This is a genomic window from Acinetobacter sp. FDAARGOS_559 (genome assembly GCF_003940475.1).
Taxonomy (GTDB): Bacteria; Pseudomonadota; Gammaproteobacteria; order Pseudomonadales; family Moraxellaceae; genus Acinetobacter; species Acinetobacter baumannii.
In genome coordinates this window covers 4,151,679-4,177,212 of the sequence record NZ_RKJG01000005.1, presented here as the reverse complement: position 1 = coordinate 4,177,212, position 25,534 = coordinate 4,151,679, and the positions used below count along the sequence as shown (strand labels likewise).

Below are 25,534 nucleotides of genomic sequence, written 5' to 3'. Positions count from 1 at the left end.
AAGGTGCTATATTTCCACCGCATTACTTGATCAGAATAAAAGCACTGAAGAGTAATAAAGTGATATTTATTGAATATTCTGGGGATTTTATGAAAAAATTTATTTTTATTGCGGCTAGTTCTCTTTTTAATATTGCAGCAGCACAAGCAGCTGATGGTACGATCACTATTAATGGTTTAGTAACTGATAATACGTGTACGATTGATACTGGTGATAAAAATCTCACTGTAAATTTACCAACAGTATCATCTCAATCTTTGAAAAATGCGGGCGATGTTGCTGGTCGTACACCTTTTCAAATCAATTTAACGAATTGTGCTTCAGTTGGTAAAGTCGCGACTTATTTTGAACCAGGCGCAACAGTTGATTTTAATACTGGTCGACTATTGAACCAAGCTACCTCTGGTGCAGCTGCCAATGTCAACATCCAATTATTGGGTAGCAACAATGCAGTAATTCCTGTAATTGCGAAAGGCGCTTCTGGTGCACAAGATAACTCACAATGGGTAAATGTTTCTGCTGGGGGGAATGCCGATCTTAATTATTATGCTGAATATTATGCAACTGGAGCATCTACAGCGGGTACTGTAACGTCACAAGTGAAATACACAATTATTTATCAATAAATTAAAACCAGCTTCTATTTTTAAATAGAAGCTATATCTCATCTATTATTTATTATTGAGAATATGACTCATGCTTTTTCGTGGTCGTAAATTTTTTTGGGGAATGGCTTGTCTTCAAGCATTAATTGCTACTACAGGGCATGCCGAAATAGTACTTCATGGTACACGTGTAATCTATCCATCAGATGCTCGAGAAGTAAACTTACAACTCAGCAATAACGGTACAGCGCCTTCCTTGGTTCAAGCTTGGATTGATGATGGAAACGCTAAATCAACTCCCGATGAAGCGAATGTCCCTTTTATCATTACACCACCTATTTCAAGAGTAGAACCCTCTAAAGGGCAAACTTTACGAATTACTGCACTACCTAATGCTTCTCAATTAAACCAAAATAAAGAAAGTGTATTTTGGCTTAATGTATTAGATATACCACCAAGGCCGGAAGGTAACAAACAAGAAAATAATGAAGTATTAACCAATAATTTTCTTCAATTAGCGATACGTTCACGAATTAAGTTCTTTTATCGACCAGTAAGTCTAAAAGAAAATATTAATACATTAAGTGAAAAAATTCAGTGGGTAAAAAATGGTGAAAACTTGCTTATTAAAAACCCTACTCCCTTTTACATTACAATAAGCTCAATTTTTCAAGAAATAAATCATCAAAAAACAGATTTATTAAAACAGGGTTTAATGCTTTCTCCTTTTTCAGAAGATCAAATAAAACTTAAAAATAGCAATATAACAAATATGAGCTTTGTTTATATAAATGATTATGGTGGAAGAATTGAACAAGTAATAAGGTTCTAAGCTTACCTACTTTTTAATTTAAACACCTACTCATGAACAGGCATAAAGACGATGTCAGAATGGTTCATATCCAGTATATGCTTTAAAAAGCGCACTACATATTATTTAGTATTGAGTCTCGCAATTAATATCCCCTTAACTGTATATGCATCAGACAATATGAATAGGGAAAATATTTTAAAAGCTGACTTTGATACTAATTTTTTAGTGGGAAATGCACAGAAAATTGATATTGGTCGATTTAAGTACGGCAATCCTATTTTACCGGGTGAATATAGTCTTGACATCTATATTAATGGGCAGTGGTTAGGAAAACGAAAGTTTGTTTTTAAAAGCACTCATTCGAATGAGAATGCAAAGACCTGTTTTACCCCAGATATGCTTTTAGAATATGGAGTTAAACCAGAAATTCTTCATCATGAAGTAAGTAGTACCTTTACCTGTAATGACTTGGACAAGTGGGTTAACGATGCTTTTTATCAATTTGATACTTCTCGTCTGAGACTTGATATTTCAATACCACAAGTTGCTTTACAAAAGAATGCTCAAGGGTATGTCGACCCACGTTTATGGGACCGCGGTATAAATGCAGCTTTTTTTGCATACAATGCTTCTGCCTATCGTATTGTAAATAATAACCATGAAACAAATCATGCGTTTATGGGTACAAATGTTGGTCTAAATCTCTATGATTGGCAATTACGCCATACTGGGCAGTGGAAATGGCAAGATCATAATGAAATACAAGAAAAGGTTTCTTCCTACACATCAAATAATACATATGCCCAAAAGGCTTTTCCCAAGCTCAATAGTGTTGTTACTTTAGGTGATTATTTTACCAATAATAATTTTTTTGATGCCCTACCTTATCGTGGGATTAACATATCAAGTGATGACCGCATGCTTCCTAACAGTATGCTCGGATATGCTCCCCAAATTCGAGGTTATGCCAAAACCAATGCAAAAGTAGAGGTACGTCAGCAAGGAAATTTAATTTATCAAACGACTGTTACACCCGGAAGTTTTGAAATTAATGATCTTTATCCCACAGGCTTCGGTGGCGAATTACAAGTCTCTATATATGAAACAAATGGAGAAATTCAAAAGTTTTCTATTCCTTATGCTTCTGTCATTGAGATGTTAAGACCTAAAATGAGCCGATATTCTTTTACTTTGGGACATTTTAGAGATGCCAATATCAATCTAAAACCATGGCTAGTGCAAGGTAAATATCAAAGAGGTATTAATAACTATTTAACAAGCTATACAGGCTTTCAGGCAACTGAAAACTACCAGTCTTTTTTAATAGGTAGCGCATTTGCAACCCCAATTGGTGCAATTTCATTTGATGCAACTCAGTCGTCAGCTGAGTTCGAGCAAAAGCCCACCCTTAAAGGACGAAGTTATCGCTTAAGTTATAACCGACTATTTACTCCAACCAACACCAATTTAACTTTAGCTACGTATAGATATTCCACAGAAAATTATTTGAAATTACGCGATTCAATTTTAATTCGAGACTTGCAACAACAAGATATTGATAGCTTTTCCGTGGGGAAACAAAAAAGTGAATTTCAGATCACATTAAACCAAGGCCTTCCAAATCAATGGGGTAATTTTTATTTAGTAGGCTCGTGGATTAATTATTGGAACCAGCCTAATCGTAATCAACAATTCCAATTTGGATATAGCAATCAATTTAAAGATCTGACTTACAGTATTTCTGCAATTACTCATAAGCTTGACCAAGAAAATCAAAATTCTGGTCATGAAACGCAATATTTGTTGTCTTTATCTTTTCCACTTCAATTTAAAAAAAATACCGTTAATTTTAATAGTTCTATTTCAGAAGATAGCCGAACTTTAGGAATGAATGGTTATATCGGAAACCGCTTTGATTATGGCTCATCAATTTCATATCAAGATGCAGGACAGACAAGCCTAAATATCAATGGCACCTACCGTACTAACTATACAACTATAGGCGCTTCTTTTGGTCAGTCCGATACATACCAACAAGAAATGATCAATTTAAATGGAAGCTTGGTCGCTCACTCACAAGGTATTTTATTTGGCCCAGACCAAGTACAGACCATGGTATTGGTATATGCGCCTCAAGCGACTGGTGCTCGAGTCGGCAATACCTCTGGTCTAAGCATTAATAAACAAGGTTATGCTGTCATTCCTTATGTAACCCCCTATCGCTTAAATGACATTAGCCTTGACCCTCAAGGGATGCCATCAACTGTTGAACTTACGGAAACAAGTCATCGTATTGCCCCGTATGCAGGATCAATCACTAAAGTTAACTTTTCAACAAAAACGGGATATGCAGTTTTTATTAGCACCCAAACACCTAATGGCGGCCATTTGCCATTTGCAGCACAAGTTTTTAATCAAAACAATGAAATAGTCGGAATGGTAGCCCAAGGTAGCCGGATTTATTTACGTACTCCCCTAACTCAAGATCATCTTTATGTGAAATGGGGACAAAGTAATAGTGAAGAATGTCAACTTGATTATGACATTCAATCAAAAATCTTACAGGAAAAACAATTAATTATTATGACAGAGGCAGTCTGCAAATGAAAAAAATGCTTATAAAGAGCGGTTTACTCATTACTAGTTTTTTTATTTATAACCAAACCTATGCCAACTGTACTTTAAGCAAGGGCTTTACCACAGTCGATATTCCAATGACGATTGGAACTATTGTAGTACGCCCGACCGATCCAATCGGAACAGTTCTCCAAAAGAATACTTTTACTATTTCACCCAATAATTCGACTGCAACTTGCAACCGTGCCAGTGACCAAATTACAGCGGCACTTCCATTAAACTATCCTGTTAGCTCGATTGGAAATAATGTGTATGCAACCAATATTCCGGGTATAGGTATTCGACTTTATAGAGAGGCATTCGACTCTACAGATTTTTCTGGATATTACCCTTATAAACGCAGCTTGACTCCTAATACAACATATACGCTTTCACCAGGATATTTTGTTATGGAAGTGATTAAAACTGCTGCAACTACAGGTTCAGGTGCATTAGTTGCTGGTCGTTACAGTACCTATTATGTAACAGGACAACAAAATCGTCCTTTCTTAACAACTACAGTATTGAGCAGCTCCCCTATTCTTATTGCATCATCTTCTTGTGAAATTCAAAACGGTATAGATACGGTTGTTCAGCTTCCCACTGTGATGAAGTCAGGTTTTAGAGCCATTGGATCAACTCAAGGTGAGAAAAACTTTAATTTATCGATTCTTTGTAATGGTGGGGAAAATAACTCGGGTGTACCAACGAGTAATACACTGAGTTTAAGCTTTGACTACAATTCTGATACTTCAAATAGTCAGGTTATTAATAACAGTGCTGCTGACTCAACTAAAGCGAACGGAGTTGGTGTGGAATTGTTATGGAATATGAATGGCGCGAACAATCCTATTCGAAAAGGAAACAAACTAGATATTGGTACAGTAAGTTCTAACCAGACAGTACAGTACGATATTCCTTTAACGGCGCGTTATTATCAAACTGCTTCGAATGTAACAGCTGGTGAAGTCAAAGCTAATGCAACGGTAACGATCCAATATGATTAGTATTTCTTCTAAACACTAGATCTTAGTAGTAAGTAGTAGGCTTTATAGAATGAATAATTTTTAATTAATACTAAAAAAGTCAAATGATCATACACATTATTTTTTAAATTTTACTAATAAATAAATTAAAAAAATGCTCATAAGCGAAAAAAGCTAATGAGCATTAGTGATAACCACTTAACCCGAAATACAAATTGTGGGAAATAGATCACAATTTGCATGACTATAATTTCAAAATTTAGCTTAAATATCAAGTCTTTTTTTTAACAAAAGTTTGATAAATTTATTTAACTCATTAATTTTAAATGAAAATAAGTTAAAAATAAAGTTTACGATTTTCATTTTACAGGCTTTCTAAAGAATTATCATTCTATTAATTCAAAAAACATAAATTTTATATATACGAATGTATAGTAAAATTAAAAAGTGCTCAAATAGGAGGGTTTAGTTAAAAGTAAATATTATGTAATTCGATAAATTATAAAGCTTTACATAACCTATAAGAAAAAAAACAAACACATATCTGGAAATATTTTTCAATTACAGCCTAACTTCAAGTTTTTATTACAAAACCACATGCTCATTATTTGGAAAATATTTTGTATTTTATTATTAAGTTTAGGGGCTTTCGGAGTTGGTTTAGGTATTAGTTATTTAGATTTTTTCTTATTTTTTATTGGATTACTTTTCCTGCTGTGTTTTTTTCTAGCCTTGAAGCAAGCAAGAGAAGATGCAGGAAGTTTTCCTGATGAATAAAAATTAATTAAGCTAATTGAAGTCAAGGCTTAAGCAATATTAAACACGAAAAGGTTCAAAACAATCTAAAAGAAAATCCATCACTACCCTTACTGCAGGACTACTCCGCAGATCTTCATGAATTACTAACCAAATTTCAGCACTCATTGGGTCATCATCAGGTAATTTTACTAAATGACCTTGCTGGCCTAAAAAATCAGGTAGTACAGCTAAGCCAACTGCTCCACAAGTAGCCCGCCATTGAAGCTCAGGATGATTCGTAACCATAACAGGCTCTTTATAATTTAACCGTTGTTTTAGCTTTTGCTGTTTTTGTCCTTGAACTCCACCAACTTCAACGCTAATCCATCCATAGTTTTCTTCTTGTATAGCATCCAAATATTCTTGGGCTGCATATATACCAAAAGGAACTTCACCAGCTTTACGCGCAATTAGATAATCATCTTTAGGGCGTCCAAAGCGAACTGCGATATCTGCTTCACGATGCTGTAAGGAGGCATAATGAACATCACCGAGTATTCTCAATTGTAGCTCAGGATATTGACGATAAAACTTACCAAGATGAGGCATTACCAAATGTGCAGCCGTAGCTGGCGGTAGACTTACCGAAACTACTCCACTAATTTCCTGTTGTCCTGCCTGAGCCAGACGTTCAATAGAAAATGTTTCTTCCATCATACGTGTCACGATTTTGGCCAGACGCTCCCCCTCTGAAGTTAAAATATAAGTACGAGGTCTACGGTCCACTAATTTTAGTTTTAAATTATCTTCTAACTGGGCAATTCTTCTTGCAACAGTAGCATGGTCAACACCTAACTTTCTTGCAGCAGCTGAAAGTGTCTTCTCTTCAGAAAAAACTGAAAAGTAATGTAAATTTTCCCAATCAATCATTGTGCAAATTTTCACATCAGAGATGAATTAATATGGAATTGTACACCTTTATGTGATTACTCAGAATAAAGACATTCTTTTTCGGAGCCCAATCATGAATAAATCAATGGTGTATGCCTATACTGGTGTTGTAATCACAATGCTGTTTTGGGGCTCGGCATTTAATGCGATGTCTTATGTGATTCAATATATGCCACCTCTTTCAGCAGCAGCTGAACGTTTTACAATTGCAAGCCTTGGTCTATTTATTCTTTTTGCAGCTATAGGAAAGCTACGTTGGGCCGCATTACGGCAAAATTTAGCTATCTATCTTATTATTGGAATTATAGGTATTGCCGGTTTTAACCTAGGCTGTTTCTATGGTTTACAAACCACCTCAGCAGTCAATGGCGCTTTAATCATGGCCACAACACCTTTAATTACTTTATTGTTAACAATTTTACTTGATGGAGAAAAACTAACACTTAATAAGTCTATTGGTGTTGTATTTGGCTTAAGTGGTGTACTTTTTGTTATTAGTCATGGCCATATTTCAACGCTACTACATTTAAAAATAGCAATCGGTGACTTATTCATCTTACTAGGTGGTGTCAGTTTTTGTTTAGCGAATGTGCTATCACGCCGTTATGTAAAAAATGCTACACCTTTAGAGACCACAACATTTTCTATGATGTTCGGTGCTTTGACTTTAATCATATTAAGTGTAATTTTTGAGCACCCTTCTCAAGCAATTGCTATAGCGCCTATCACTGCACACTTAGCTATGGGATACGTCATTATTTGTTCTACCATGATTGCTTATTTATTTTGGTTTAATGGTATTCAAAAACTAGGTGCAGGCCGAGCATCAATCTTTTTTAACTTTGTTCCGGTTTTTAGTATGTTAGTTGCCTTGTTAGCTGGTCAATCACTTAATATCTGGCAACTTATAGGCACAGCTTTAGTCATGCTTGGCGTGATGAGTAGTGGAGGATTTATTCAGATTAAACGTCCTGCACTTATAGCTAAGCCTTGCACAAAGTAATGATCACACAAATTCATCTTAATTATTGCGTTGTAACAAAGAATGTATGTTTCTTTAAAACTTAACAAATGGTTGCCATATATAGTTTTAAAACACAACAAGGAGAATTAAGATGAATTTGGATTTTACAACTATCGAAAAACAGGCCAAATTGCTAAAAGAAGAGCAAGAGAAACTAGAACAGCAAGATCATGATTTTCAGTTAGCTTTAGACAAGCATAGAGAATCATTAAAAAATTTATTTAAAGAACTTTTTCATGATCGAGAAATTAAAACAGAAAATGGAGGACAGTTTTGTGTAGTATTTGGTGATTTTAAAATATCTCTACTCATTGAAACAGCCAAATTCGAGAACGGTGTTCCTGTTAAATTAAATTCCGTTAATCCAATTATTGTTAAATTTAAAAAGGATAAGCCCGTTGCAAAAGCCCAATTTTCTGATGCAACCCAATATCTTGATAGTGGTTTTGAAACACCCCACTATCAATACTATTACAAACACGCTGATAAAACACAATTAGTTCAATTTTCGGAGTTACCTGTATTTTTTCAAGCAATCCTTGATGCAGAAGTCTGATTATCTGCCCTCAATGGAGGGCTTTTTTATAAACTGAATTTACGCATCAAACAGACTCATCTTTATAAAAATAGTCATAACATCAGTTTCGTTTTCTCAACTCGTTTTAATTTACAAACAAAAAAATTTTAAGGTATCGGCTCAAAAAACCATTTGCTTCTTTTTCAAATAACTTGTATATACATGTTTGTATTTGTTTATACAAAAATGGATCTAATAATAGAAAAGCTCTTAAAGGATAAGGAGAGTGTTATGGACTCATCAGCTGGGAAATCGAAAAGCGGATTTGTTGAAAACCGAAGTATTGACTTTATTCCTGAAAATGAAAGGCATGGCAGTATATTTGCCCAATTTACGCTTTGGTTTGGGGCCAATTTACAGATTACAGCTATTGTTACAGGTGCATTAGCCGTCGTATTAGGTGGTGATGTATTTTGGTCAATCATTGGCCTCTTTATTGGACAATGCTTTGGTGCTGCCGTCATGGCTTTACACGCAGCTCAAGGTCCAAAACTCGGCCTCCCACAAATGATTTCGAGTCGAGTCCAATTTGGGGTATATGGTGCCTGTATCCCCATCATTCTTGTTTGTCTTATGTATATTGGCTTTACGGCCACTGGTGAGGTACTCGCTGGTAAAGCAATTGCTCATCTAGCACAGATGAGTAATACAACAGGTATTTTAATCTATGCTTGTTTTATTATTATATTTGCGACAATTGGCTATCGTTTAATTCATTGGGTAGGCAAAGTTGCAAGTGTTATTGGTTTAATTGCTTTTGTTATTATTTTAACTCAAATTTTAGCTCTCTCTAATATTTCAGAATTGCTTGCTGTACGGCATTTTAGCTGGTCATCATTTTTATTAGCAGTTTCTCTTTCTGCTTCTTGGCAAATTTCATTTGGACCTTATGTAGCAGATTATTCTCGTTATCTTCCTACAAAAACATCTTCAACACGCGTATTTTGGGCAGTTGGGCTTGGGTCTTTAATAGGCTCCCAAATTTCAATGATGCTCGGTGTATTTATTGCTCAAGTCTCGAATGGTGGTTTTGTTGGCAATGAAGTTCAGTACGTTGTAGGCATGAATCCAATCGCTCTTGTGATTACTTTTTTATATTTTAGTATTGCATTCGGAAAGGTCACTTTATCTACACTTAATGCTTATGGCAGTTTTATGTGTATTGCGACCATTTGGAACAGTTTTAAGCCAAGTGCTCAAATTTCAAAATTAACGCGACTTACAATTGTTCTTGCGATGGTAATTATCTCAACATTTATTGCAGTTGTAGGTGAACATACTTTTTTAAGCGCATTCAAATCTTTTATTTTGTTTCTTCTTACATTTTTCATTCCTTGGAGTGCAATTAATTTAGTTGATTACTATTTTATTTCTAAAGAAGAATGCGATGTAAATGCCTTATATGACCCAAATGGTAAATATGGCCGCTGGAACACGATTGGAATCGCTTGTTATTGTATTGGTATCTTACTTCAGTTGCCCTTTATTGATAGTAAATTCTATAAAGGACAAATTGCCGAAATGTTGGGTGGAGTCGATTTATCCTGGTTAGTGGGATTGTTATCCACTGCAGTTTTATATTATGTACTTGCCAAAAGAGCTCAAATAAAAATTTCAAAAGCTCTTGAACTTGAACGAGTAAAATAATGTTAAGACGAGATATCAAAGTCTAAAATAACACTTTGATATCTCATTAATATTTTTCTACTGTTGAGCAGTGTTTGGTTGTGCAGAGGCAGGCAATCCAAATAACTTATCGAATGTCCAATTAAATATGAATGTATAAATTGGAATGATAATAATAAATGCAACATCTAACCAAAATGCGGCAACAAGAGAAATATTCATCCACCACGCAATAAGCGGAATTAAGAACATTACTAAAGTAATTTGAAATCCGATCGCATGCGCAATTCTTCGTTTAACCGTACGCGACTTACTTTCTTGGCGAGCCTCCCATTTTTCATAAAGAATGTTGTAGATAAAGTTCCACGTTACCGCAATAGTAGTAATCATCACTGAAAGTGGCCCAGTGTGCTCTACACTATCTCCGGCCAAAAGAGCCAAACCTACTGCTGAAATCATCATTCCAATAATTTCATATGAAGAAACATAAACAATACGACGTTTTAAGCCTTGCATAATCTTTCAACTTTTATCACTTCTTTTTATTTTAGTTTCAGTTAAAATCACATATAAAGTTAACAGCTTTCAGTTCTACTGATATCAAAATGAATTTTAATAGTGAAAATATCGAACTTTTCTTAACTGTATTAGATACTGGATCTTTCTCGGCCGCGGCACGAAAGTTAAATCGAGTGCCATCAGCAGTAAGTATGGCAATTGCCAATATTGAAGCAGAACTTGGTTATCACTTATTTGAACGTACACACCGCAAAGTTATTCCTACCGCGGCGGCTTTAGCATTGGAACCTCAAGCCCGCATTATTGCTGAACAGCTTAGGCTATTAGCTACGCATGCTTATGAACTTTCACTCGGCCTTGAAAGTAAATTAAAAATAGGTGTGGTTTCAGATGCGAATACTGAATTACTTTTTAAAGCCATAAAGCAACTAGCAGAGAAGTTTCCTCTTCTTAACCTAGAAATTATTACAGCTCCTCAAGATGATATTCTAAATTTACTTTATACAGAAAATATTAGCCTTTGCCTTGCAGGTTCAAACCTCAATATAAAAATGCGTGAAAGCTTACAATTAGTAATGACAGAAACAGTTGTTGCTACGATCTCTGCTCATCATCCGTTTTTAAAAGAACAGAACAAGTTAAACACGATTGAAGAGTTAATTAATATTCGGCAAATTGTGGTCGCAAGTAGTGATTTGGATATGGAAGATTCACGTTCAATCATTGGAGCAATGTACTGGAAAACGAATAGCTTACAAACAGCAATTAATATGGTCGAAGCTGGCTTAGGATGGGGAAATTTTCCCTTATCTTTGGTAAAAGAAAAGATTGAACAAGGCCACTTAGTTCAATTAGATTTTAAAAATACGAAAAATCATTTGCCTTTATCTATTTATCTCATTTGGCTTCAAGATAAACCGTTATCGAAAGCAGCCAGAGAGCTTGTCCAGATTGTTCAAGCAAACTTATCTCAAAATTGTCATTAAAAAACCGCCATTTAGACGGTTTTTTTAGGAGCTATTTAGATTTATTAGACTCTATAACTTTTTCATCATAATGCTTATAACAATAGCCAAACATCGCACCTGCACTGAAGAAAAACATTGCTTTAAACATGATGACACTCCTATGCCTTATTGATTGAAAGTTAAACTTAGCATTTAGCCATGTTTCACTTTGAGTACTATTTAAATCAGTTTTGTTCATAATGAAAAATTACGTGACAATCTTTTTCAATTTATTAAAAACACTTATTTTATTGATTTTATTATATTAATTTTTATAAAAAACGAGAACTCTATGATTAAATTAAAGAAAGCAAAAAGCCTATTCATGATGAATAGGCTTCTTACTGTATTTCAGGACTAAGCAATAATAATAATTATCAAAAATACTCTACTACTGTATAAATTCCAAGTGTTTTAGTCAAGTATAAAATTGATCAATTACAAAAGGTTGTAGAAAATGAGAAACAATCTTTATTCTAGGTTTTATCCATAAAACTTACTTTAAATTTATACTATTTTTGACCCTGTACGGCTTCTATTTCTAGCTTTGAAAGTACAAAATTTTATAGATTAATATTGATAGATTTAATAAGTTCATCTCGATAGGGACCAAGAATAATTTGCTCAACCTTGTTCATTCTATTACGCATATCCTGAGCATGAGCAATATTCTTAACGTCTAGCTTTTCTTCATACTGATCTGTTCTTTTGCTAGCTAATGGTTTATTAGTTAAATGATTTAACACAAAATAAAATGTTCTACGTAGATCTTGAAAAGTAAAAGAAAGATTACATTGCTCATTAATTTTTTTTCTAAATTTCGAAATATTAATAATATGACCAGATTCAGATTTTACAGATGGAAAAACCCACTCTCCTTTATTTTGTATTCTTCGTTTTTTCATCAGATGCCAAAGAAAGTTTCCCATATAAATTTTATAGTACACATTATTATATGGATTTATAAAAGAAAGAGTTCCTTCCTCTAAATCTATATTTTTCCAATGTAAAGATTCACACTCATTCCTAAAAAGCCCTGTTAATATAAGTGTTAATAAAAAATCCTTATTTGTTTCATTTTCCTGTCCCCTACCTTTATATTCAATAATTGCTTGCACCCACTTGGTTAGATTATCCACATCGATATAGTTTCTTCGAGGTAGAATTTCTTCCCAGAGCTGTTTCTTCTTTAACAAATTAACCGGGTTTATCCTTGGTATAATTACTTCACAATTTTTATTTTGATAATACATAATTGAAAAACGATAGACCGCTCTAAGTACACGCATAGATAAATTAGCTTTTGCATAACTATACTGAGATAGCTGAATATACTTTTCTTCAATCCTCTGTTCAGTAATATTAATCAGTTTAAGTTCACTTAAGTCTATTAAATATTTTTCTATAACTTCTCTATAGTCAGCTAATGTCCTTTCTTTTAACTCGTGGTGATTTATATATACTTGGAAAGCTTCTTTGAGATAAGGCTGATCAATTTTCTCATTTAAACTATTTTTTAATATTTTATTATTTTTAATGCTTAAAGGGTTTGAGTCAGTTAACTCTTTTAACTTCTGCTGTGCAAGTATACGGGCGTCTTCAACAGTAATTTTTTCATAATCCCCTAATTTACAACGAATTGATTTCCCTTTTACTTTCTTCTCCACAATGTAAGTTTTATAAGAGTTATTTACACGAATAGCAAAGCCAATAATCTCACTGTCACGATAAATAGCCGGTGTGAGTTCAAGTTGATCGATAAATGACTTAGTTAGCTTTACTCGTGAAGTGCTCATAAGCTAGAATCCCTATCGCTTGTGATAATTAACAATATAGCAAAATATTTTTCAGGTCTACTGCTGCTACTTTTGAAAAATACTTGTGTTTAATAAAAAAATTGATTAGTATTGCAGGCACTGAAAAGCCTTGAGATTAAAAGCTTTTCTGATTATAGGGCCTATAGCTCAGTCGGTTAGAGCAGCGGACTCATAATCCGTTGGTCCACAGTTCGAGTCTGTGTGGGCCCACCAAATACAAACCCCAAAAACTTTAAGTTTTTGGGGTTTTTTAACTTTAGATATTTTTAAAATATAGCCAAATATCACTTCATTATTCAAAAATTGTTCAATTAAACATTAAAAGCCTTTTCCAATTTCCGTATTATTGAACATTCCTTTTCAACCTTTAGGACTGTTATAAATGTTTGAGTTGATTATTTGACCTGTTCTTAAGCTAAATTTTGTTTCAGGATTGATTTTGAGCTTTCTATTTGAATATCCCAAAACTTTTCCCATAAATCACAGTATTCGAGGCATAGGTTTTCTAAATAAGTGTAGTCTTCTTCTGTACAAGCTTGCATTAAAATAAACCATAGATCTTCTTCATGATCGTCATCTGCTGCCTCAGCAGTTTCATCTTCAGATACTCCATGCACATGGTAATAGCCACCACCCTCCACCGCTATACCTACAGTACTGGTTGCTTTTCGTAAAGGTGGACTGTACAAAATAACTTCTTCTTCAGCTACAGCTAATAAAGCAGAAACGGCTTTATAGTCTTTATAGGAATTTTCTAGAAACTCTCTCACCTGATGTGCAATTTCTGTTGGTTGATAACTCAGGCGCTCGTTCTCCGTTACTCCAAAATCATCAAGCACATCTTCAAATAAAGGATAATGTGCATATTCTGGGTTACCTTGATAATAACCGTCTTTGTCGGTCCCAGGCCGAAACCCAAACTCATCAAATATGTTAAGACTCAAAAGACAGCGCGGAAACATCTTTGCACCTGCATGCAACCTAGGTTCTAACTGCTTTGTCTGGTATTGAGCCATTAATAAAGCATCTGTAAAAGTTTGTACGATTGCATGGCGATACTCTAAATGAATACGCTTTAAGTTTTCTTTATTAATTTCACCGTTATTTAAAGTTTCTATTGCAGGATGATGAGATACTGGATGTTTCGCGATCTTGGCTCTTAATTGATTTAAAAAATTAAGATTTTTGTCCCAAAGTTCAGCTGAAATGCTTTGTTTCATTCCTGCAAGTGCTTTTTTCCTAGGATTATTAAAGTCCTCAAATTTTTTAGGCATAATCCACTCTCATTAAACTTATTAATTTTTTAAATTTCCATATTCTATTTTAAAAACAAATAGTTAAGATGAAAATAAGACTCCTTTTGTCGAAAATTCATATTAGAATTAAAATTCTACTAAATCAAATAGAATATTTAAAAAATTTAAAAATAATCTTGAGTAGCTTTTATAATATTCGCTTGAATAAAATTATGTTTTTGATTATGATTAATTTGATTAAAATTTTATAATCTATATCAAGTAATAATTAGTTTCAATTATATGGAAATGTAATGTCAAAAAAAGAAGATATTATAAATACTGCTTTAGAACTTTTTAACCAAATTGGTTACAATGCTACAGGGGTAGACAAAATTATTGCTGAATCAAATGTAGCCAAGATGACTTTCTACAAATATTTTCCATCGAAAGAAAGTTTAATCATGGAGTGCCTACATCATCGAAATATTAATATACAAAATTCAATTTATGAAAAATTAAGCTTACATCCAGATGTGAGTCCAATTGAGAAAATACATCTAATTTTTAATTGGTATATTGACTGGGTTAATAGTGAGAATTTTAATGGTTGCCTATTCAAAAAGGCTTTTATTGAAGTGTCTAAACAATACACCTCAATTCGTGAACCATTTCAAGAATATACAAACTGGCTTATAAATTTATTAAATAGTTTATTAGTAGAGCTAGATATTAAAGACCCTACTCCACTTACTCATATCATCATTTCAATTATTGATGGTATTATTATTGATGGGACAATTGATAAAGATCTGATTGATCCTTCTAAGAAATGGCAATATATTGAGTATTTAATTAAAACTGAAAATCCTTAATATTTTTTATGTATAAAATAATACTTTAAAAATTCAATTATATATTTTTCTATTATTAAATTAGAATATAATATTTAAAAATATTTTTAAATTAAAATAAATAAAATTTGTTTGGAAGATAATTTTCTACCTTTTTAGACAAACTCATATTAGAATTCTGCAACCTTATTGTCTCCCACATCTCTATGAAAAAGTTTTTAGGCAATTCTATCTTCAAAGCAGTTGGTTGGACCTATGATGCAGATCCTACAATTCTTGAGAAAAAACAAGTTATTATCGGTTTTGAACATACTTCTAACCTTGATGCGATCTTATCAATTGCTTTGTTTCAAATATTAGATTTAAAAATTCATACACTAATAAAAAAAGAACTTTTCAAAGGTCCAATGAAGCCTATCCTTGAAAAGCTAGGTGGCATTCCCGTTGACCGAAAAGCAAGCAAAGATATCGTCTCTCAAATGGTCGAAAAATTCCAAAGTAGTGATACATTTAACCTAGTGATTGCACCTGAAGCAACGCGTGCCAAAGATGGATCGGAACGCAAACCTATTCGAACCGGTTTTTGGCATATTGCTAAGGCAGCAAATGTTCCGATTGTGCTGATGTATGCAAATGCAAGAACCAAAAAAGGCGGTATTTTAGGTAAGATTTATCCTACCGATTTACAGAAAGATCTTGAAACGATTAAAGAACTTTATGCGCAATATGATATTGATGTGAAAATTAACTAGCTAACTCTCTCGTGAAGTTTGAGCCTATATTTTTATGTAAATTTAGGCTCTCTAAGCTTATTTAATTGGCTAACAAAACATAAGGCAACAGTTTTCAAGAAAACCATGCCTATGCTAATATTCTGTCACTTTTGCATTTTTTAATTTTTGGAGTTCACTTCCATGGCGGGTCATTCTAAATGGGCCAATATTAAGCATCGTAAAGCGAAACAAGATGCCAGTCGCGGTAAAGTTTTTACTAAATATATTCGTGAAATTGTCACTGCTGCAAAACTTGGTGGTGCAGATCCTGCCAGTAACCCTCGCCTTCGTGCTGTTGTCGAAAAAGCGCTTTCTGTCAACATGACACGAGATACCATTAACCGTGCAATTCAACGCGGTGTGGGTGGTGAAGATAATGATGATTTAAAAGAAGTAACCTACGAAGGTTACGGTGTAGGTGGTGTTGCTGTTCTTGTTGAGACAATGACAGACAACCTGAACCGTACAGTTCCAGACGTTCGCCATTGTTTCAGCAAAACTAATGGTAACTTAGGTACCGCAGGTTCTGTTGCTTACTTATTTACCAAACGTGGTGAGATTACTTTTGACGATGTTTCTTTAGAAGATAAGATCATGGACGTTGCTTTAGAAGCTGGTGCAGAAGATATTGAAGTTTCAGAAGATGAAATTTTAGTAATCACTTCTCCAGAGACTTTTGGTGAGGTTCAAGATGCTCTAGCAGCTGCTGGTTTAAAATCAGACAATGCTGAAGTAGTGATGAGCCCTTCTACTAAAGCAGAAATCACTGATATTGATCAAGCTAAACAAGTGATGAAACTCATTGATATGCTTGAAGATCTAGACGATGTACAAAACGTTTATACAAACGTTGAGTTTAGTGATGAAGTTTTAGCGCAACTTGATGCCTAAGACGAGAAAACGCACCAAATGGTGCGTTTTTTATACTTTATTTAATAAGTTATAACAGTTAAATACATTGTATTCTTTAATGACAAAGCTCGAATGCAGAGCAACGACATTATCAATTTTACCAATCCGTCTTAATAAAATTTCGCTGTAGTCGTCCATATTACGTGCAACTAATTCAAGAATAAAATCTGCGCTTTGACCAGTCACCAAAAAAGCATTTGTTACTTCAGGAATGGCTTCAATTTCAGAAAGAAATTTATCAAATGTCTCACTATCATGCTTGCTTAAAGAGACCTGTAGCAAAATATGCAAGGTAAAACGTAAGCGTCCGCTGAATCCCATACCTATTTTTTAATTCGATTTAGGTTTCCAGCAGTGCGGCAGTAACTCTTCAATCTGGGTCACTTTATGTGTCGGTAACCTTTTCAGCACATCACTTAAATAGGCATACGGATCCAGCCCATTCAGCTTTGCTGACTGGATTAAAGTCATGATGTTTGCCGCTCGCTGACCACTGCGCAGCGAACCTGCAAACAGCCAGTTCTTGCGCCCCAACGCCCAGGGACGCATCTGATTCTCTACCCAATTGTTGCATATCGGTAGATTGCCATCATCCAGATAGCGGCTTAAGGCTGGCCAACGCTTCAGAGTGTAATTGATGGCCTTGGCGGTGGGAGAACTCGATGGCACTGTCAGATGATGTTGGTTGAGCCATTCATATAGTTGTTGCATCACTGGTTGACTATGCTGTTGTCGGTATTCGCGGCGGTCTTCCGCTGTACCATCGGTCTTTTTCCTGAGTTCTGCTTCTATCGCATACAGTTTCTGAATCAGCACCAATGCCTGTTCAGCGACCTGACTTTTCCCGGTCACATGCAGTTCATGGAATTTACGACGTGCATGGGCCATGCAGCCGACCTCTATGACCTGGCCTGATTTAAAGCGTGCTTTATAACCACTGTAATCATCACAGACTAGATTGCCCTGCCAGCCTTTCAAGAACTCTGCAGCATGCTGGCCTGAACGACTATCCTGAAAGTCATAGATCACCGCCTGAACTGGATTGTACTGTGTGGTGGCATAGGCCCAGACATAACCTTTCTTCGGTTTTTTCTCATTCTCACCCATCCGCATGATGGTGACCGGTGTTTCATCTGCATGCAGCACCCGCTGTTGCAGCACCACCTCTTTTAAGGCATTGGCCAGAGGTTCCAGTTCTACACCGCAGCGACCTATCCAGTCAGATAAAGTTGATCTAGAAAGTTCGATTCCCGCCCGCTGATAGATCAGACGTTGACGGTACAGCGGCAAATGATCGGCATACTTCGATACCAGCACATGGCTGAGCAATTCAGGTGAAGCAATGCCTTTATCAATCACATAGGCGGGCATCGCTTGCTGAGTCAGAGTGTCACACTGATCACAGACCCATTTACCACGCACATGCTGTTCCTTATAGAACTGTGCCGGTCTGAAATGCAGTTTCTCACTGACATCTTCGCCGATACGACGGAGTTGGCATCCACAAGTGCATTGGGTTGATGCAGGTTCATGCTCAATACGGATGGTGTGTAGATGATCTGGCAGTGGTCGACGTTTAGGTTTATTGGTTTTGGCTTTCTGTGTCGCTGCATCGGTTTTATCTGCATTTAATCGTTCTAATTCCAGATCAACAGCAGCAATATCTTCTTCAACCGCTTCATCCCATAGGTGGATTTGTTTTGCCGTTAAGTGTTCATTCTTTTGGGCGAATTTGTGCTTTTTAAACAGCGCCAGTTCATGCTCGTATTTTGATTGAGAATAGAAAGATGTTGAACTTTGGCATCCAATTGTTGGTTTGATTGTGCTAGAGACTGATGCTGCATCGCCAACTGTCTGGTGAATTCCAGCAGTTGTTCATGGGTCAGTTGGCTTAAGTCAGGCAGCGTATTCATGACCGCAGTATGCCTGAGGTCATGAAGAGAATGAAATAGAACGTTTGGAGGATGGCAGAATGGTCGAGCTTGGTTTAGAGCATATTCACCACTTGCTGCAATCCAATTCTCTGCCAGGGCAAACCTTGGATTAATGCCTGTAACTGTTCCGGGCTGAGGGCCACGGTTTCACCTTGGTGAACTTGAGCCCAGTGAAATTTACCCTGTTCCAAACGCCGGGCACACAGCCAGATGCCCAGTCCATCATGTACCAACACTTTCATACGATGACCACGTTTATTACAGAACAGGTAGGCGCAATGCGGTTTGATGTAGCCAAAGGCTCTCACCACCTGAGCCATGACAGTATCCATTCCTGCTCGCATATCCATGGGCTGGGTAGAGAGCCAAATTTCATTGATACGGATCATGTTGCCAGTGCCTTGAGTAATTCTGCCAAGGCAGGTATTTCTGATGTCTGCCATTTTAGCTGAATATCATTATTCGTATGAGGCACGGTGATACACAACGTGATCCTCTCATCAATAGGTTGGCTGATTGCAGCAGTGTAAGGCAAAGCAATAAATGCTGGATTCACATGAGTAGGATCCTGCACGGCACCCTCATGATGGCTGAAGATCCTGATCCAACGACTGACAAGGTTGGCATTAATACTATGTTGCAGTGCGACCGAAGCGATCGAGGTATTAGGATTTTTACAGGCATTGACAATACTGAGTTTGAATTCTTTGCTGTATGTTCTGCGTTTTTTAGCAACAGGAGGTGTTGCTGAATATATATCCATGTTCATGGATTAAGTCCCCACTTGTTTTTAGGTGGGAACTAAATTAAGGCTTATAGGACCGCTTGGTAAGGCTGTGTTAGCCGGATGCTTACGGTAAAACCCAATTTGCTAAAGTTAATTTCTCTTTTGAGTTGCCCCATGATATTAGCTTCAATCAAGTGTTTAATTCGGCGATGAACAGAACTAACTGAAAGATTAATCCGTTCTGAAAGCTCATTCAAATTCAGGTCTTCATGAGACAAAATTTCCAGAATTTGTTTATCAAAACGGTCTAACTCCATTCTTTGCTCCAATTAACACGCTTTATAAATTACAGTATATCCTAAAGCTAAGCCTACTTTGGAAATCAAATATCATTAAAAGAGAGAATTAAGCTTTACCCCCCTCTTAACTTAACTTTTGCTTGTTAACTGTGCAGTAGTATAACGTTCATAGCGCATTTTCAATTACTTATAGCCTATAACTCTTCAATGATTTAATTAATATATGAATAACAGCATATTTAATTTTTAAAAATTTTATAATTTCTTAATTAAAATCAATGAGTTTAAATAATTTTAAAAAGTTGGCACTCTTTTTGTTATGCACATATTGGAAATCTTTTATATCCAATGTGGGGAATGCCTGTGAAAAATATCAAAACATTAATTCTTGCAATGAGCACTATCAGCTTAACTGGTGTAGTTATGCCAGCTCATGCTGCTACTGATGCAGAAGTAGATGCTTTACGCAAAGAAGTTAGTGAGTTAAAGCAACTGGTCCAGCAATTATCAAATCAGCAAAAAGCGGTAACTGTAGTAAATACTCCAACAGTGCCACCAACTACAATTACAGCAAGCTCACCCGTTCCTCAGAGCAAACCGGGTTGGATGCAAATGCCTGATGGTCAAACGCAAGTCAAGCTTTATGGGAATGTACGTGTAGATGCAACCTATGACTTTAAGGGGTCAAATGGCAGCATTTCAAATGGTGCTAACTACCCTTTAAATAAAGATGACCCAAGACAGGACTCCTTAAATGTATCTGCAGCGACTACACGCATTGGGTTAGATCTTACTCGACCTACACAATATGGCGATTTAACAGGCAAAATTGAAGCCGATTTTATGGGTGGCAATGGCGATAATGGCAGTGGAACTTTCCGTGTACGCCATGCCTATATGTCTTTAGGTAAATGGTTAGCTGGTCAAACCACTTCACCTTTCGTCAATACAGATACTTCTCCAGAAACACTAGACTTTACTGGTGCAGTAGGTACAGGAACCACACGTACTGTACAGGTTCGCTATACTCAACCAATTAATGCTCAACAAAAAATATTAGTTGCCTTAGAAGGTGGTGATGTTGAAAAAGTGAGTAATGCTGCTGGAGGAAGCCGTTTCCCTGCTCTAACAACTCGTTATGATTTCAAAACCGCAGATAATAAAGGCTTATTACAGCTTCATGGTCTTGCCCATGAAAATCGATTAGCGCCTAAAGATAGTTCATCTGAAGAAAAATTTGGCTGGGGTGTAGGCATCGGTGGCAAGTACGATATCACGCCTCAGGATAGTGTCGTTGCCAACTATTATCATGTTAAAGGTGATGGCCGCTATTTATCTTATAGCAACTCTGCATATGCATACGATACAACTACTCAAGATATCAACTTAGGTGAATTTGATAGTGCGGTGATCGGCTACCAACGGAAATGGAGCCCTATTCTCCGCTCTACTTTCGCAATAGGCGGTATTCAATATAAAGATGATAGCGTCTATGCAAATAGCAATTTAACCAATACTAGCTATAACAAAGAAATTTATAACGCTTTGGTCAACTTAATCTGGAATCCGGTTAAAAATATTGATTTAGGTGCAGAATATACTTACGGTCAGCGTGAAACTTTTGCAGGTGATAAAGGTGATTACTCACGCATAAATTTATTGGCAAAATATAATTTCTAAAATTTAGATGTAAAAAAAAAGAGCCACTCATGGCTCTTTTTTATTGTCACAATTAGTGCATTGCCTGAATTTTTTCCAAGAAAATTTTAGCGCGCTCATGACGTGCCTCTAAATTATCAAAGAATTCATGGGTTGGGCAATCTTCAAGAATTTTACCTTCATCCATAAAAATTAAACGGTTAGATACGCGTTTTGCAAAGCCCATTTCATGTGTTACACACATCATGGTCATACCTTCATGAGCAAGTTGCACCATCACTTCAAGAACCTCGCCTACCATTTCTGGGTCGAGTGCCGAAGTAGGTTCATCAAACAACATACAGATTGGGTCCATTGATAAGCCACGGGCAATAGCAACACGCTGTTGCTGACCACCAGAAAGTTGCCCTGGAAATTTATCCTTATGGGCAAGCAGACCTACGCGTTCTAAATATTTAAGACCTTTTTCACGCGCTTCAGCAACTGAACGTTTTAAAACTTTTACTTGAGCAATAGTTAAATTTTCCAAAACAGTCATGTGAGGAAAAAGTTCAAAATGCTGGAACACCATTCCTACCCGAGAACGGAATTTTGCAAGATCAGTTTTCGGATCTTTTAATGAAACCCCATCAACAATAATGTCGCCTTGCTGAAACGGCTCTAAAGCATTTACAGTTTTGATGAGCGTTGATTTGCCTGAACCGGATGGCCCACAAACAACAACGACATCACCTTTTTCAATACTCGTCGTGCAATCTGTTAAAACCTGAAAATCACCATACCATTTAGAGATATGTTGGATGTCTATCATTGGCATTTAAAATCTCCAATTAGCGAATGATGGCAATTTTTTTCTGCAAACGTTTGACTAATTGCGATAGCACAAACGAGCTACAGAAATACACCACAGCGACGATTAAATAGAATGTTGCTTTCGTTTCAGGACCATAGGTATTAGCCAAAGTATCTGCACGCCCCAAGAAGTCTGGTGCACTAATGACATAAACTAATGACACATCCTGAAATAGAATGATGGTTTGAGTAAGTAATACCGGAAGCATATTGCGAAAGGCCTGCGGTAACACCACATAACGCATGGATTGTCCGTAGGTAAAACCTAAAGCATAGCCTGCATTGACTTGCCCTTTTGAAATAGACTGAATACCCGAACGTACAATTTCCGAGAAAAACGCAGCTTCAAAAATGGCAAAGGTCACAACGCTGGAAAATAATGGCCCCCAATACGTATCTGATTGAAACTCAAATATCTTTGGCAACAAGAAATAAAAAATAAAAATAACCTGAATTAATGGGATACCACGGAATAAATCGACATAGAACTTGGCAAAGTTACTTGCAAGGGCGTTGTTGGATAAACGCATCATTGCCAAAGGAGTTCCAATGAGGATGCCCCCCATCATTGCAAGCACGGTTACGGTAAGTGTAAAAATAAATCCTTCTTTTAATGCCGCAATAACATCAGGATTATGCAATAGAGAAAAATCCATAATTATTTTCCTCCCGAGCCTAAACCTGGTACAGCCATGCGTTTTTCAATCCATGCCATTATAAATTTAATGGTGTATGTAATGATTAAATAGACAGGTGTAGACAGAATAAGAATGATAATGTCCTGTGAAGTCTCTTCACGCATGGTTTTGGTATAAGCAAAGAAATTTAAAACACTTAAGGCATATAAAACTGCCGAGTTTTTAAAGACGTTCATTGCTTCTGACGTAATCGTTGGCCATACCGTACGGTACGCAACTGGCAAAATCACATAACGATAACTTTGAGCGGTGGTAAATCCCATAGCCGATGCCGCAAACTTTTGACCACGAGAAACCGTGTTAATTCCGGCTCTGACATGCTCCGAAACACGTGCCGCAGTATAAAGGCCTAAAGCAAAAACACCGATAACAGCGGGTTGTTGATTTAAAATGTTTTTCCACCATCCCCCTGCTACAACATCTCCACTTCCTGCACTTAAACTGTCCGGTAAGAACTCCGGAAAAACAAAAGCCCAGAAGAATAACTGTACAATTAATGGAATATTACGGAATATTTCGACATAGCAGTTGCCGATAAAAGCAAGTGGTTTATTGGGTAAAGTACGAATTACCCCGAGGAGAGAACCTAATAAAAATGCGATAAGAAAGGCTACAATGGCAGTCCAAACCATAGTAAAGACACCAGAACCTAACATTTGTAACCATGTGGGCGCCTCAGCATAGGCATTGTAGCTAGAACTACCAATAACCTTACAAACTGATTCTGCCCATGCGGCTTTATCGACACCATATTCATTAGACTCCGCACAGAATATAGTCCAGTTTAGTGAGCCGACTGACATGTTTGCCCCTTAAATTAATATCTTTAGAAAATAGACCACTTGTGCAAATGAATTTTTACACCTGCACAAGTAAATTTAGGACAAAAAGATCCAGTTAGATTCCTGCATCTGTTGGGTGAGCTTTGAGTTTTTTATAAGATGAACTTTGTTGCATGTTCAAATTAGTATTTTTCGGTGGAATTGGCGATAAGAACCATTTTTTATATAAAGCATCCATTTGACCAGTTTTCCATAAGTTATTTACAGTACGGTCAGCAATTGCTTTAAATTTTGGATCATCTTTTGCAATCATAATGCCATAAGGTTCTGATGAAAGTACTGGACCAACAATTGCAAATGCTTTAGGTGTAGAAGACTTAGCAATTAAGCCTGCTAAAATATTATCATCCATTACAAATGCAGCAGCGCGTCCAGATGCCATCATGGCAAAAGAGTCAGCATGGTCTTTACCATAAATATTTTGTACATTAATTGCTTGGCCTTTTTCATTCATCTTAATGTACTTGTCAGATGTAGTACCTTGAGTAGTAACAACTGCTTTACCATTTAAGTCTGCCAAACTTTTAATACCAGAGTTTGCTTTAACAGCCATGCGTACTTCTGTTGCATAGTAGTTAGTTGAGAAACCTACTTGTTGCTGACGCTGTTTAGAATTTGTGGTGGTACCACATTCCATATCAATATTGCCCGCTAAAAGCTCAGGAATACGTGTTGATGAGGTTACTGCCTTGTATTCAACTTTTAAACCAGGCATTTTCAATTCTTTTTTAATATCATTTGCAAACTGGTTACAAATGTCGACTGCATAACCTACTGGTTTACCTGCAACAACATATGAAATCGGGTCAGACGATTCTCGGTGGCCAATAACGATTTTCCCAGTACTTTTAATTTTAGCTAATGTATCTGCTGCCTGAATTTGAGAAGTAGCACCAACCGTACAAAGCATAACTGTTGAAACAATGAGAGAGGTTGCAGAACGTTTCATAAGAACTCCTTGATGATCATTCCCTCTATTTGTCTACAGAATCATTCATATAGAGAAATAGAGTGATTTATTATTAAATTGCAATTATCGAGCCAACTTTTCCAAGTAGGACACGTCCATTTGCTTCACTTATTATTTATCTGTTTCGCAGAATTAATACCTTTAAAACTGCTCACATGTTTCTACTTTAATCTATGTTTTAATCTTCTGTCTATTATTAAGCTCATCTATTTACACTTAAATGTGGCAATTATTGATTACAATGTAAACACATGCACAATAAAGTGGCTTAAATTTTTCTAAAAACTGTTTTTAGCAAAAGTAACTTTTATCCCAAAAATAAAAGATCAAATTTATTAGTAGCTTATACTTAAGTTGAATAAACAGTAATAAATATTAAATTAAGCATCAAAATAATATACATAAATGTTTTATTAAAAATCATTTATAAAATTGATAGTAATATTTTTTAAGTATCTTTAAAGTTAAAAAATAAAAAAGCCCCGATTTTATCGGAGCT

The 25,534-nt window shown here is 35.9% G+C and carries 23 protein-coding genes, 1 tRNA gene and 3 pseudogenes; 14 read left to right on the top strand and 13 right to left on the bottom strand.

The genetic code is table 11. The features are described from left to right. Positions 1–89: 89 nt before the first annotated feature. The 5 genes from EGS71_RS21690 (at position 90) to EGS71_RS21665 (ending at position 5,798) form a co-directional block, all read left to right on the top strand. Positions 90–626, top strand: coding sequence for a fimbrial protein (locus EGS71_RS21690; protein ID WP_000713424.1), 537 nt, complete (start codon positions 90–92; stop codon positions 624–626). Between the two features lie 70 nt (positions 627–696). Further along, positions 697–1,437, top strand: a complete 741-nt coding sequence (locus tag EGS71_RS21685) for a molecular chaperone (protein WP_000898897.1) — start codon at positions 697–699, stop codon at positions 1,435–1,437. A gap of 51 nt (positions 1,438–1,488) precedes the next feature. Beyond that, positions 1,489–4,026, top strand: a complete 2,538-nt coding sequence (locus EGS71_RS21680; protein ID WP_002015441.1) for a fimbria/pilus outer membrane usher protein — start codon at positions 1,489–1,491, stop codon at positions 4,024–4,026. After that, positions 4,023–5,042, top strand: a complete 1,020-nt coding sequence (locus EGS71_RS21675; protein ID WP_000738472.1) for a fimbrial protein — start codon at positions 4,023–4,025, stop codon at positions 5,040–5,042. Before EGS71_RS21680 ends, EGS71_RS21675 begins: the two co-directional genes overlap by 4 nt. 576 nt (positions 5,043–5,618) lie before the next feature. Then, positions 5,619–5,798 (top strand): hypothetical protein, encoded by a 180-nt coding sequence (locus EGS71_RS21665; RefSeq protein ID WP_000905609.1) that lies wholly within the window; start codon positions 5,619–5,621, stop codon positions 5,796–5,798. A 39-nt stretch (positions 5,799–5,837) separates the two neighbouring features. On the opposite strand, the gene EGS71_RS21660 is transcribed toward EGS71_RS21665, so the two are convergent. Further along, positions 5,838–6,689 (bottom strand): LysR family transcriptional regulator, encoded by an 852-nt coding sequence (locus EGS71_RS21660; protein WP_000568098.1) that lies wholly within the window; start codon positions 6,687–6,689, stop codon positions 5,838–5,840. 94 nt (positions 6,690–6,783) lie between these two features. Here EGS71_RS21660 and EGS71_RS21655 point away from each other — a divergent pair, with 94 nt between their 5' ends. The 3 genes from EGS71_RS21655 (at position 6,784) to EGS71_RS21645 (ending at position 9,958) form a co-directional block, all read left to right on the top strand. Next, the gene (locus tag EGS71_RS21655; protein ID WP_001043465.1) at positions 6,784–7,713 is read left to right on the top strand and encodes a DMT family transporter; all 930 of its coding nucleotides are present in this window, start codon (positions 6,784–6,786) and stop codon (positions 7,711–7,713) included. A 112-nt stretch (positions 7,714–7,825) separates the two neighbouring features. Further along, the gene (locus EGS71_RS21650; RefSeq protein WP_001046931.1) at positions 7,826–8,290 is read left to right on the top strand and encodes a hypothetical protein; all 465 of its coding nucleotides are present in this window, start codon (positions 7,826–7,828) and stop codon (positions 8,288–8,290) included. 252 nt (positions 8,291–8,542) lie between these two features. Then, the gene (locus tag EGS71_RS21645) at positions 8,543–9,958 is read left to right on the top strand and encodes a purine-cytosine permease family protein (RefSeq protein ID WP_000378379.1); all 1,416 of its coding nucleotides are present in this window, start codon (positions 8,543–8,545) and stop codon (positions 9,956–9,958) included. Between the two features lie 57 nt (positions 9,959–10,015). Here EGS71_RS21645 and EGS71_RS21640 read toward each other — a convergent pair whose 3' ends face one another. Continuing rightward, a complete protein-coding gene (locus EGS71_RS21640; RefSeq protein WP_001161753.1) occupies positions 10,016–10,453 on the bottom strand; it encodes a PACE efflux transporter in 438 nt (145 codons plus the stop codon). 89 nt (positions 10,454–10,542) lie between these two features. Here EGS71_RS21640 and EGS71_RS21635 point away from each other — a divergent pair, with 89 nt between their 5' ends. Further along, positions 10,543–11,442, top strand: a complete 900-nt coding sequence (locus EGS71_RS21635) for a LysR family transcriptional regulator (RefSeq protein ID WP_001010556.1) — start codon at positions 10,543–10,545, stop codon at positions 11,440–11,442. Positions 11,443–12,026: 584 nt separating this feature from the next. On the opposite strand, the gene EGS71_RS21630 is transcribed toward EGS71_RS21635, so the two are convergent. Beyond that, on the bottom strand, positions 12,027–13,259 hold the full coding sequence (locus tag EGS71_RS21630; protein WP_000108035.1) for an integrase family protein: 1,233 nt from the start codon (positions 13,257–13,259) through the stop codon (positions 12,027–12,029). 157 nt (positions 13,260–13,416) lie between these two features. Between EGS71_RS21630 and EGS71_RS21625 the strand changes: the two genes are divergently transcribed. Then, a tRNA-Ile gene (locus EGS71_RS21625) sits at positions 13,417–13,493 on the top strand. Between the two features lie 197 nt (positions 13,494–13,690). Here the strand turns inward: EGS71_RS21625 and EGS71_RS21620 are convergent. Continuing rightward, on the bottom strand, positions 13,691–14,554 hold the full coding sequence (locus EGS71_RS21620) for a hypothetical protein (RefSeq protein WP_001124724.1): 864 nt from the start codon (positions 14,552–14,554) through the stop codon (positions 13,691–13,693). A 275-nt stretch (positions 14,555–14,829) separates the two neighbouring features. On the opposite strand from EGS71_RS21620, the gene EGS71_RS21615 reads away from it, so the two are divergent. The 3 genes from EGS71_RS21615 (at position 14,830) to EGS71_RS21605 (ending at position 17,033) form a co-directional block, all read left to right on the top strand. Next, complete coding sequence (locus EGS71_RS21615; protein ID WP_000037170.1) at positions 14,830–15,390, top strand: TetR/AcrR family transcriptional regulator; 561 nt, start codon at positions 14,830–14,832, stop codon at positions 15,388–15,390. Positions 15,391–15,575: 185 nt separating this feature from the next. Further along, entirely contained in the window at positions 15,576–16,121 is a 546-nt protein-coding gene (locus tag EGS71_RS21610) for a 1-acyl-sn-glycerol-3-phosphate acyltransferase (RefSeq protein WP_000713973.1), read from the top strand. 162 nt (positions 16,122–16,283) lie between these two features. Continuing rightward, positions 16,284–17,033 (top strand): YebC/PmpR family DNA-binding transcriptional regulator, encoded by a 750-nt coding sequence (locus EGS71_RS21605; protein WP_000907230.1) that lies wholly within the window; start codon positions 16,284–16,286, stop codon positions 17,031–17,033. A gap of 30 nt (positions 17,034–17,063) precedes the next feature. On the opposite strand, the pseudogene EGS71_RS21600 reads toward EGS71_RS21605, so the two are convergent. From EGS71_RS21600 to EGS71_RS21580, 5 genes and pseudogenes are all read right to left on the bottom strand, one after another. Then, positions 17,064–17,360, bottom strand: a pseudogene (locus tag EGS71_RS21600) (Lrp/AsnC family transcriptional regulator); the annotation flags it as partial. A 24-nt stretch (positions 17,361–17,384) separates the two neighbouring features. Beyond that, a pseudogene (locus tag EGS71_RS21595) lies at positions 17,385–18,967 on the bottom strand (IS66-like element ISAba25 family transposase). Positions 18,968–19,041: 74 nt separating this feature from the next. Beyond that, positions 19,042–19,377 (bottom strand): IS66 family insertion sequence element accessory protein TnpB, encoded by a 336-nt coding sequence (gene tnpB, locus EGS71_RS21590; RefSeq protein WP_000619347.1) that lies wholly within the window; start codon positions 19,375–19,377, stop codon positions 19,042–19,044. Beyond that, positions 19,374–19,757, bottom strand: a complete 384-nt coding sequence (locus tag EGS71_RS21585; RefSeq protein WP_001055589.1) for a transposase — start codon at positions 19,755–19,757, stop codon at positions 19,374–19,376. Before EGS71_RS21585 ends, tnpB begins: the two co-directional genes overlap by 4 nt. A gap of 71 nt (positions 19,758–19,828) precedes the next feature. After that, positions 19,829–20,032, bottom strand: a pseudogene (locus EGS71_RS21580) (Lrp/AsnC family transcriptional regulator); the annotation flags it as partial. Positions 20,033–20,377: 345 nt separating this feature from the next. On the opposite strand from EGS71_RS21580, the gene EGS71_RS21575 reads away from it, so the two are divergent. Beyond that, positions 20,378–21,694, top strand: coding sequence for a DcaP family trimeric outer membrane transporter (locus EGS71_RS21575; protein ID WP_188141399.1), 1,317 nt, complete (start codon positions 20,378–20,380; stop codon positions 21,692–21,694). A 52-nt stretch (positions 21,695–21,746) separates the two neighbouring features. Here the strand turns inward: EGS71_RS21575 and EGS71_RS21570 are convergent, their stop codons facing one another. From EGS71_RS21570 to EGS71_RS21555, 4 genes are all read right to left on the bottom strand, one after another. After that, positions 21,747–22,490, bottom strand: coding sequence for an amino acid ABC transporter ATP-binding protein (locus tag EGS71_RS21570; protein ID WP_001132006.1), 744 nt, complete (start codon positions 22,488–22,490; stop codon positions 21,747–21,749). Positions 22,491–22,503: 13 nt separating this feature from the next. Beyond that, complete coding sequence (locus EGS71_RS21565; RefSeq protein WP_000347804.1) at positions 22,504–23,181, bottom strand: amino acid ABC transporter permease; 678 nt, start codon at positions 23,179–23,181, stop codon at positions 22,504–22,506. A gap of 2 nt (positions 23,182–23,183) precedes the next feature. Continuing rightward, positions 23,184–24,026, bottom strand: a complete 843-nt coding sequence (locus tag EGS71_RS21560; RefSeq protein WP_000110649.1) for an amino acid ABC transporter permease — start codon at positions 24,024–24,026, stop codon at positions 23,184–23,186. Positions 24,027–24,120: 94 nt separating this feature from the next. Then, a complete protein-coding gene (locus EGS71_RS21555; RefSeq protein ID WP_000830363.1) occupies positions 24,121–25,014 on the bottom strand; it encodes an amino acid ABC transporter substrate-binding protein in 894 nt (297 codons plus the stop codon). Positions 25,015–25,534: the final 520 nt, after the last annotated feature.

Coding starts and splice junctions, on each gene's coding strand:
- EGS71_RS21690 (WP_000713424.1), top strand. CDS start 90: ATGAAAAAATTTATTTTTATTGCGGCTAGTTCTCTTTTTAATATTGCA.
- EGS71_RS21685 (WP_000898897.1), top strand. CDS start 697: ATGCTTTTTCGTGGTCGTAAATTTTTTTGGGGAATGGCTTGTCTTCAA.
- EGS71_RS21680 (WP_002015441.1), top strand. CDS start 1,489: ATGTCAGAATGGTTCATATCCAGTATATGCTTTAAAAAGCGCACTACA.
- EGS71_RS21675 (WP_000738472.1), top strand. CDS start 4,023: ATGAAAAAAATGCTTATAAAGAGCGGTTTACTCATTACTAGTTTTTTT.
- EGS71_RS21665 (WP_000905609.1), top strand. CDS start 5,619: ATGCTCATTATTTGGAAAATATTTTGTATTTTATTATTAAGTTTAGGG.
- EGS71_RS21660 (WP_000568098.1), bottom strand. CDS start 6,689: ATGATTGATTGGGAAAATTTACATTACTTTTCAGTTTTTTCTGAAGAG.
- EGS71_RS21655 (WP_001043465.1), top strand. CDS start 6,784: ATGAATAAATCAATGGTGTATGCCTATACTGGTGTTGTAATCACAATG.
- EGS71_RS21650 (WP_001046931.1), top strand. CDS start 7,826: ATGAATTTGGATTTTACAACTATCGAAAAACAGGCCAAATTGCTAAAA.
- EGS71_RS21645 (WP_000378379.1), top strand. CDS start 8,543: ATGGACTCATCAGCTGGGAAATCGAAAAGCGGATTTGTTGAAAACCGA.
- EGS71_RS21640 (WP_001161753.1), bottom strand. CDS start 10,453: ATGCAAGGCTTAAAACGTCGTATTGTTTATGTTTCTTCATATGAAATT.
- EGS71_RS21635 (WP_001010556.1), top strand. CDS start 10,543: ATGAATTTTAATAGTGAAAATATCGAACTTTTCTTAACTGTATTAGAT.
- EGS71_RS21630 (WP_000108035.1), bottom strand. CDS start 13,259: ATGAGCACTTCACGAGTAAAGCTAACTAAGTCATTTATCGATCAACTT.
- EGS71_RS21620 (WP_001124724.1), bottom strand. CDS start 14,554: ATGCCTAAAAAATTTGAGGACTTTAATAATCCTAGGAAAAAAGCACTT.
- EGS71_RS21615 (WP_000037170.1), top strand. CDS start 14,830: ATGTCAAAAAAAGAAGATATTATAAATACTGCTTTAGAACTTTTTAAC.
- EGS71_RS21610 (WP_000713973.1), top strand. CDS start 15,576: ATGAAAAAGTTTTTAGGCAATTCTATCTTCAAAGCAGTTGGTTGGACC.
- EGS71_RS21605 (WP_000907230.1), top strand. CDS start 16,284: ATGGCGGGTCATTCTAAATGGGCCAATATTAAGCATCGTAAAGCGAAA.
- tnpB (WP_000619347.1), bottom strand. CDS start 19,377: ATGATCCGTATCAATGAAATTTGGCTCTCTACCCAGCCCATGGATATG.
- EGS71_RS21585 (WP_001055589.1), bottom strand. CDS start 19,757: ATGAACATGGATATATATTCAGCAACACCTCCTGTTGCTAAAAAACGC.
- EGS71_RS21570 (WP_001132006.1), bottom strand. CDS start 22,490: ATGCCAATGATAGACATCCAACATATCTCTAAATGGTATGGTGATTTT.
- EGS71_RS21565 (WP_000347804.1), bottom strand. CDS start 23,181: ATGGATTTTTCTCTATTGCATAATCCTGATGTTATTGCGGCATTAAAA.
- EGS71_RS21560 (WP_000110649.1), bottom strand. CDS start 24,026: ATGTCAGTCGGCTCACTAAACTGGACTATATTCTGTGCGGAGTCTAAT.
- EGS71_RS21555 (WP_000830363.1), bottom strand. CDS start 25,014: ATGAAACGTTCTGCAACCTCTCTCATTGTTTCAACAGTTATGCTTTGT.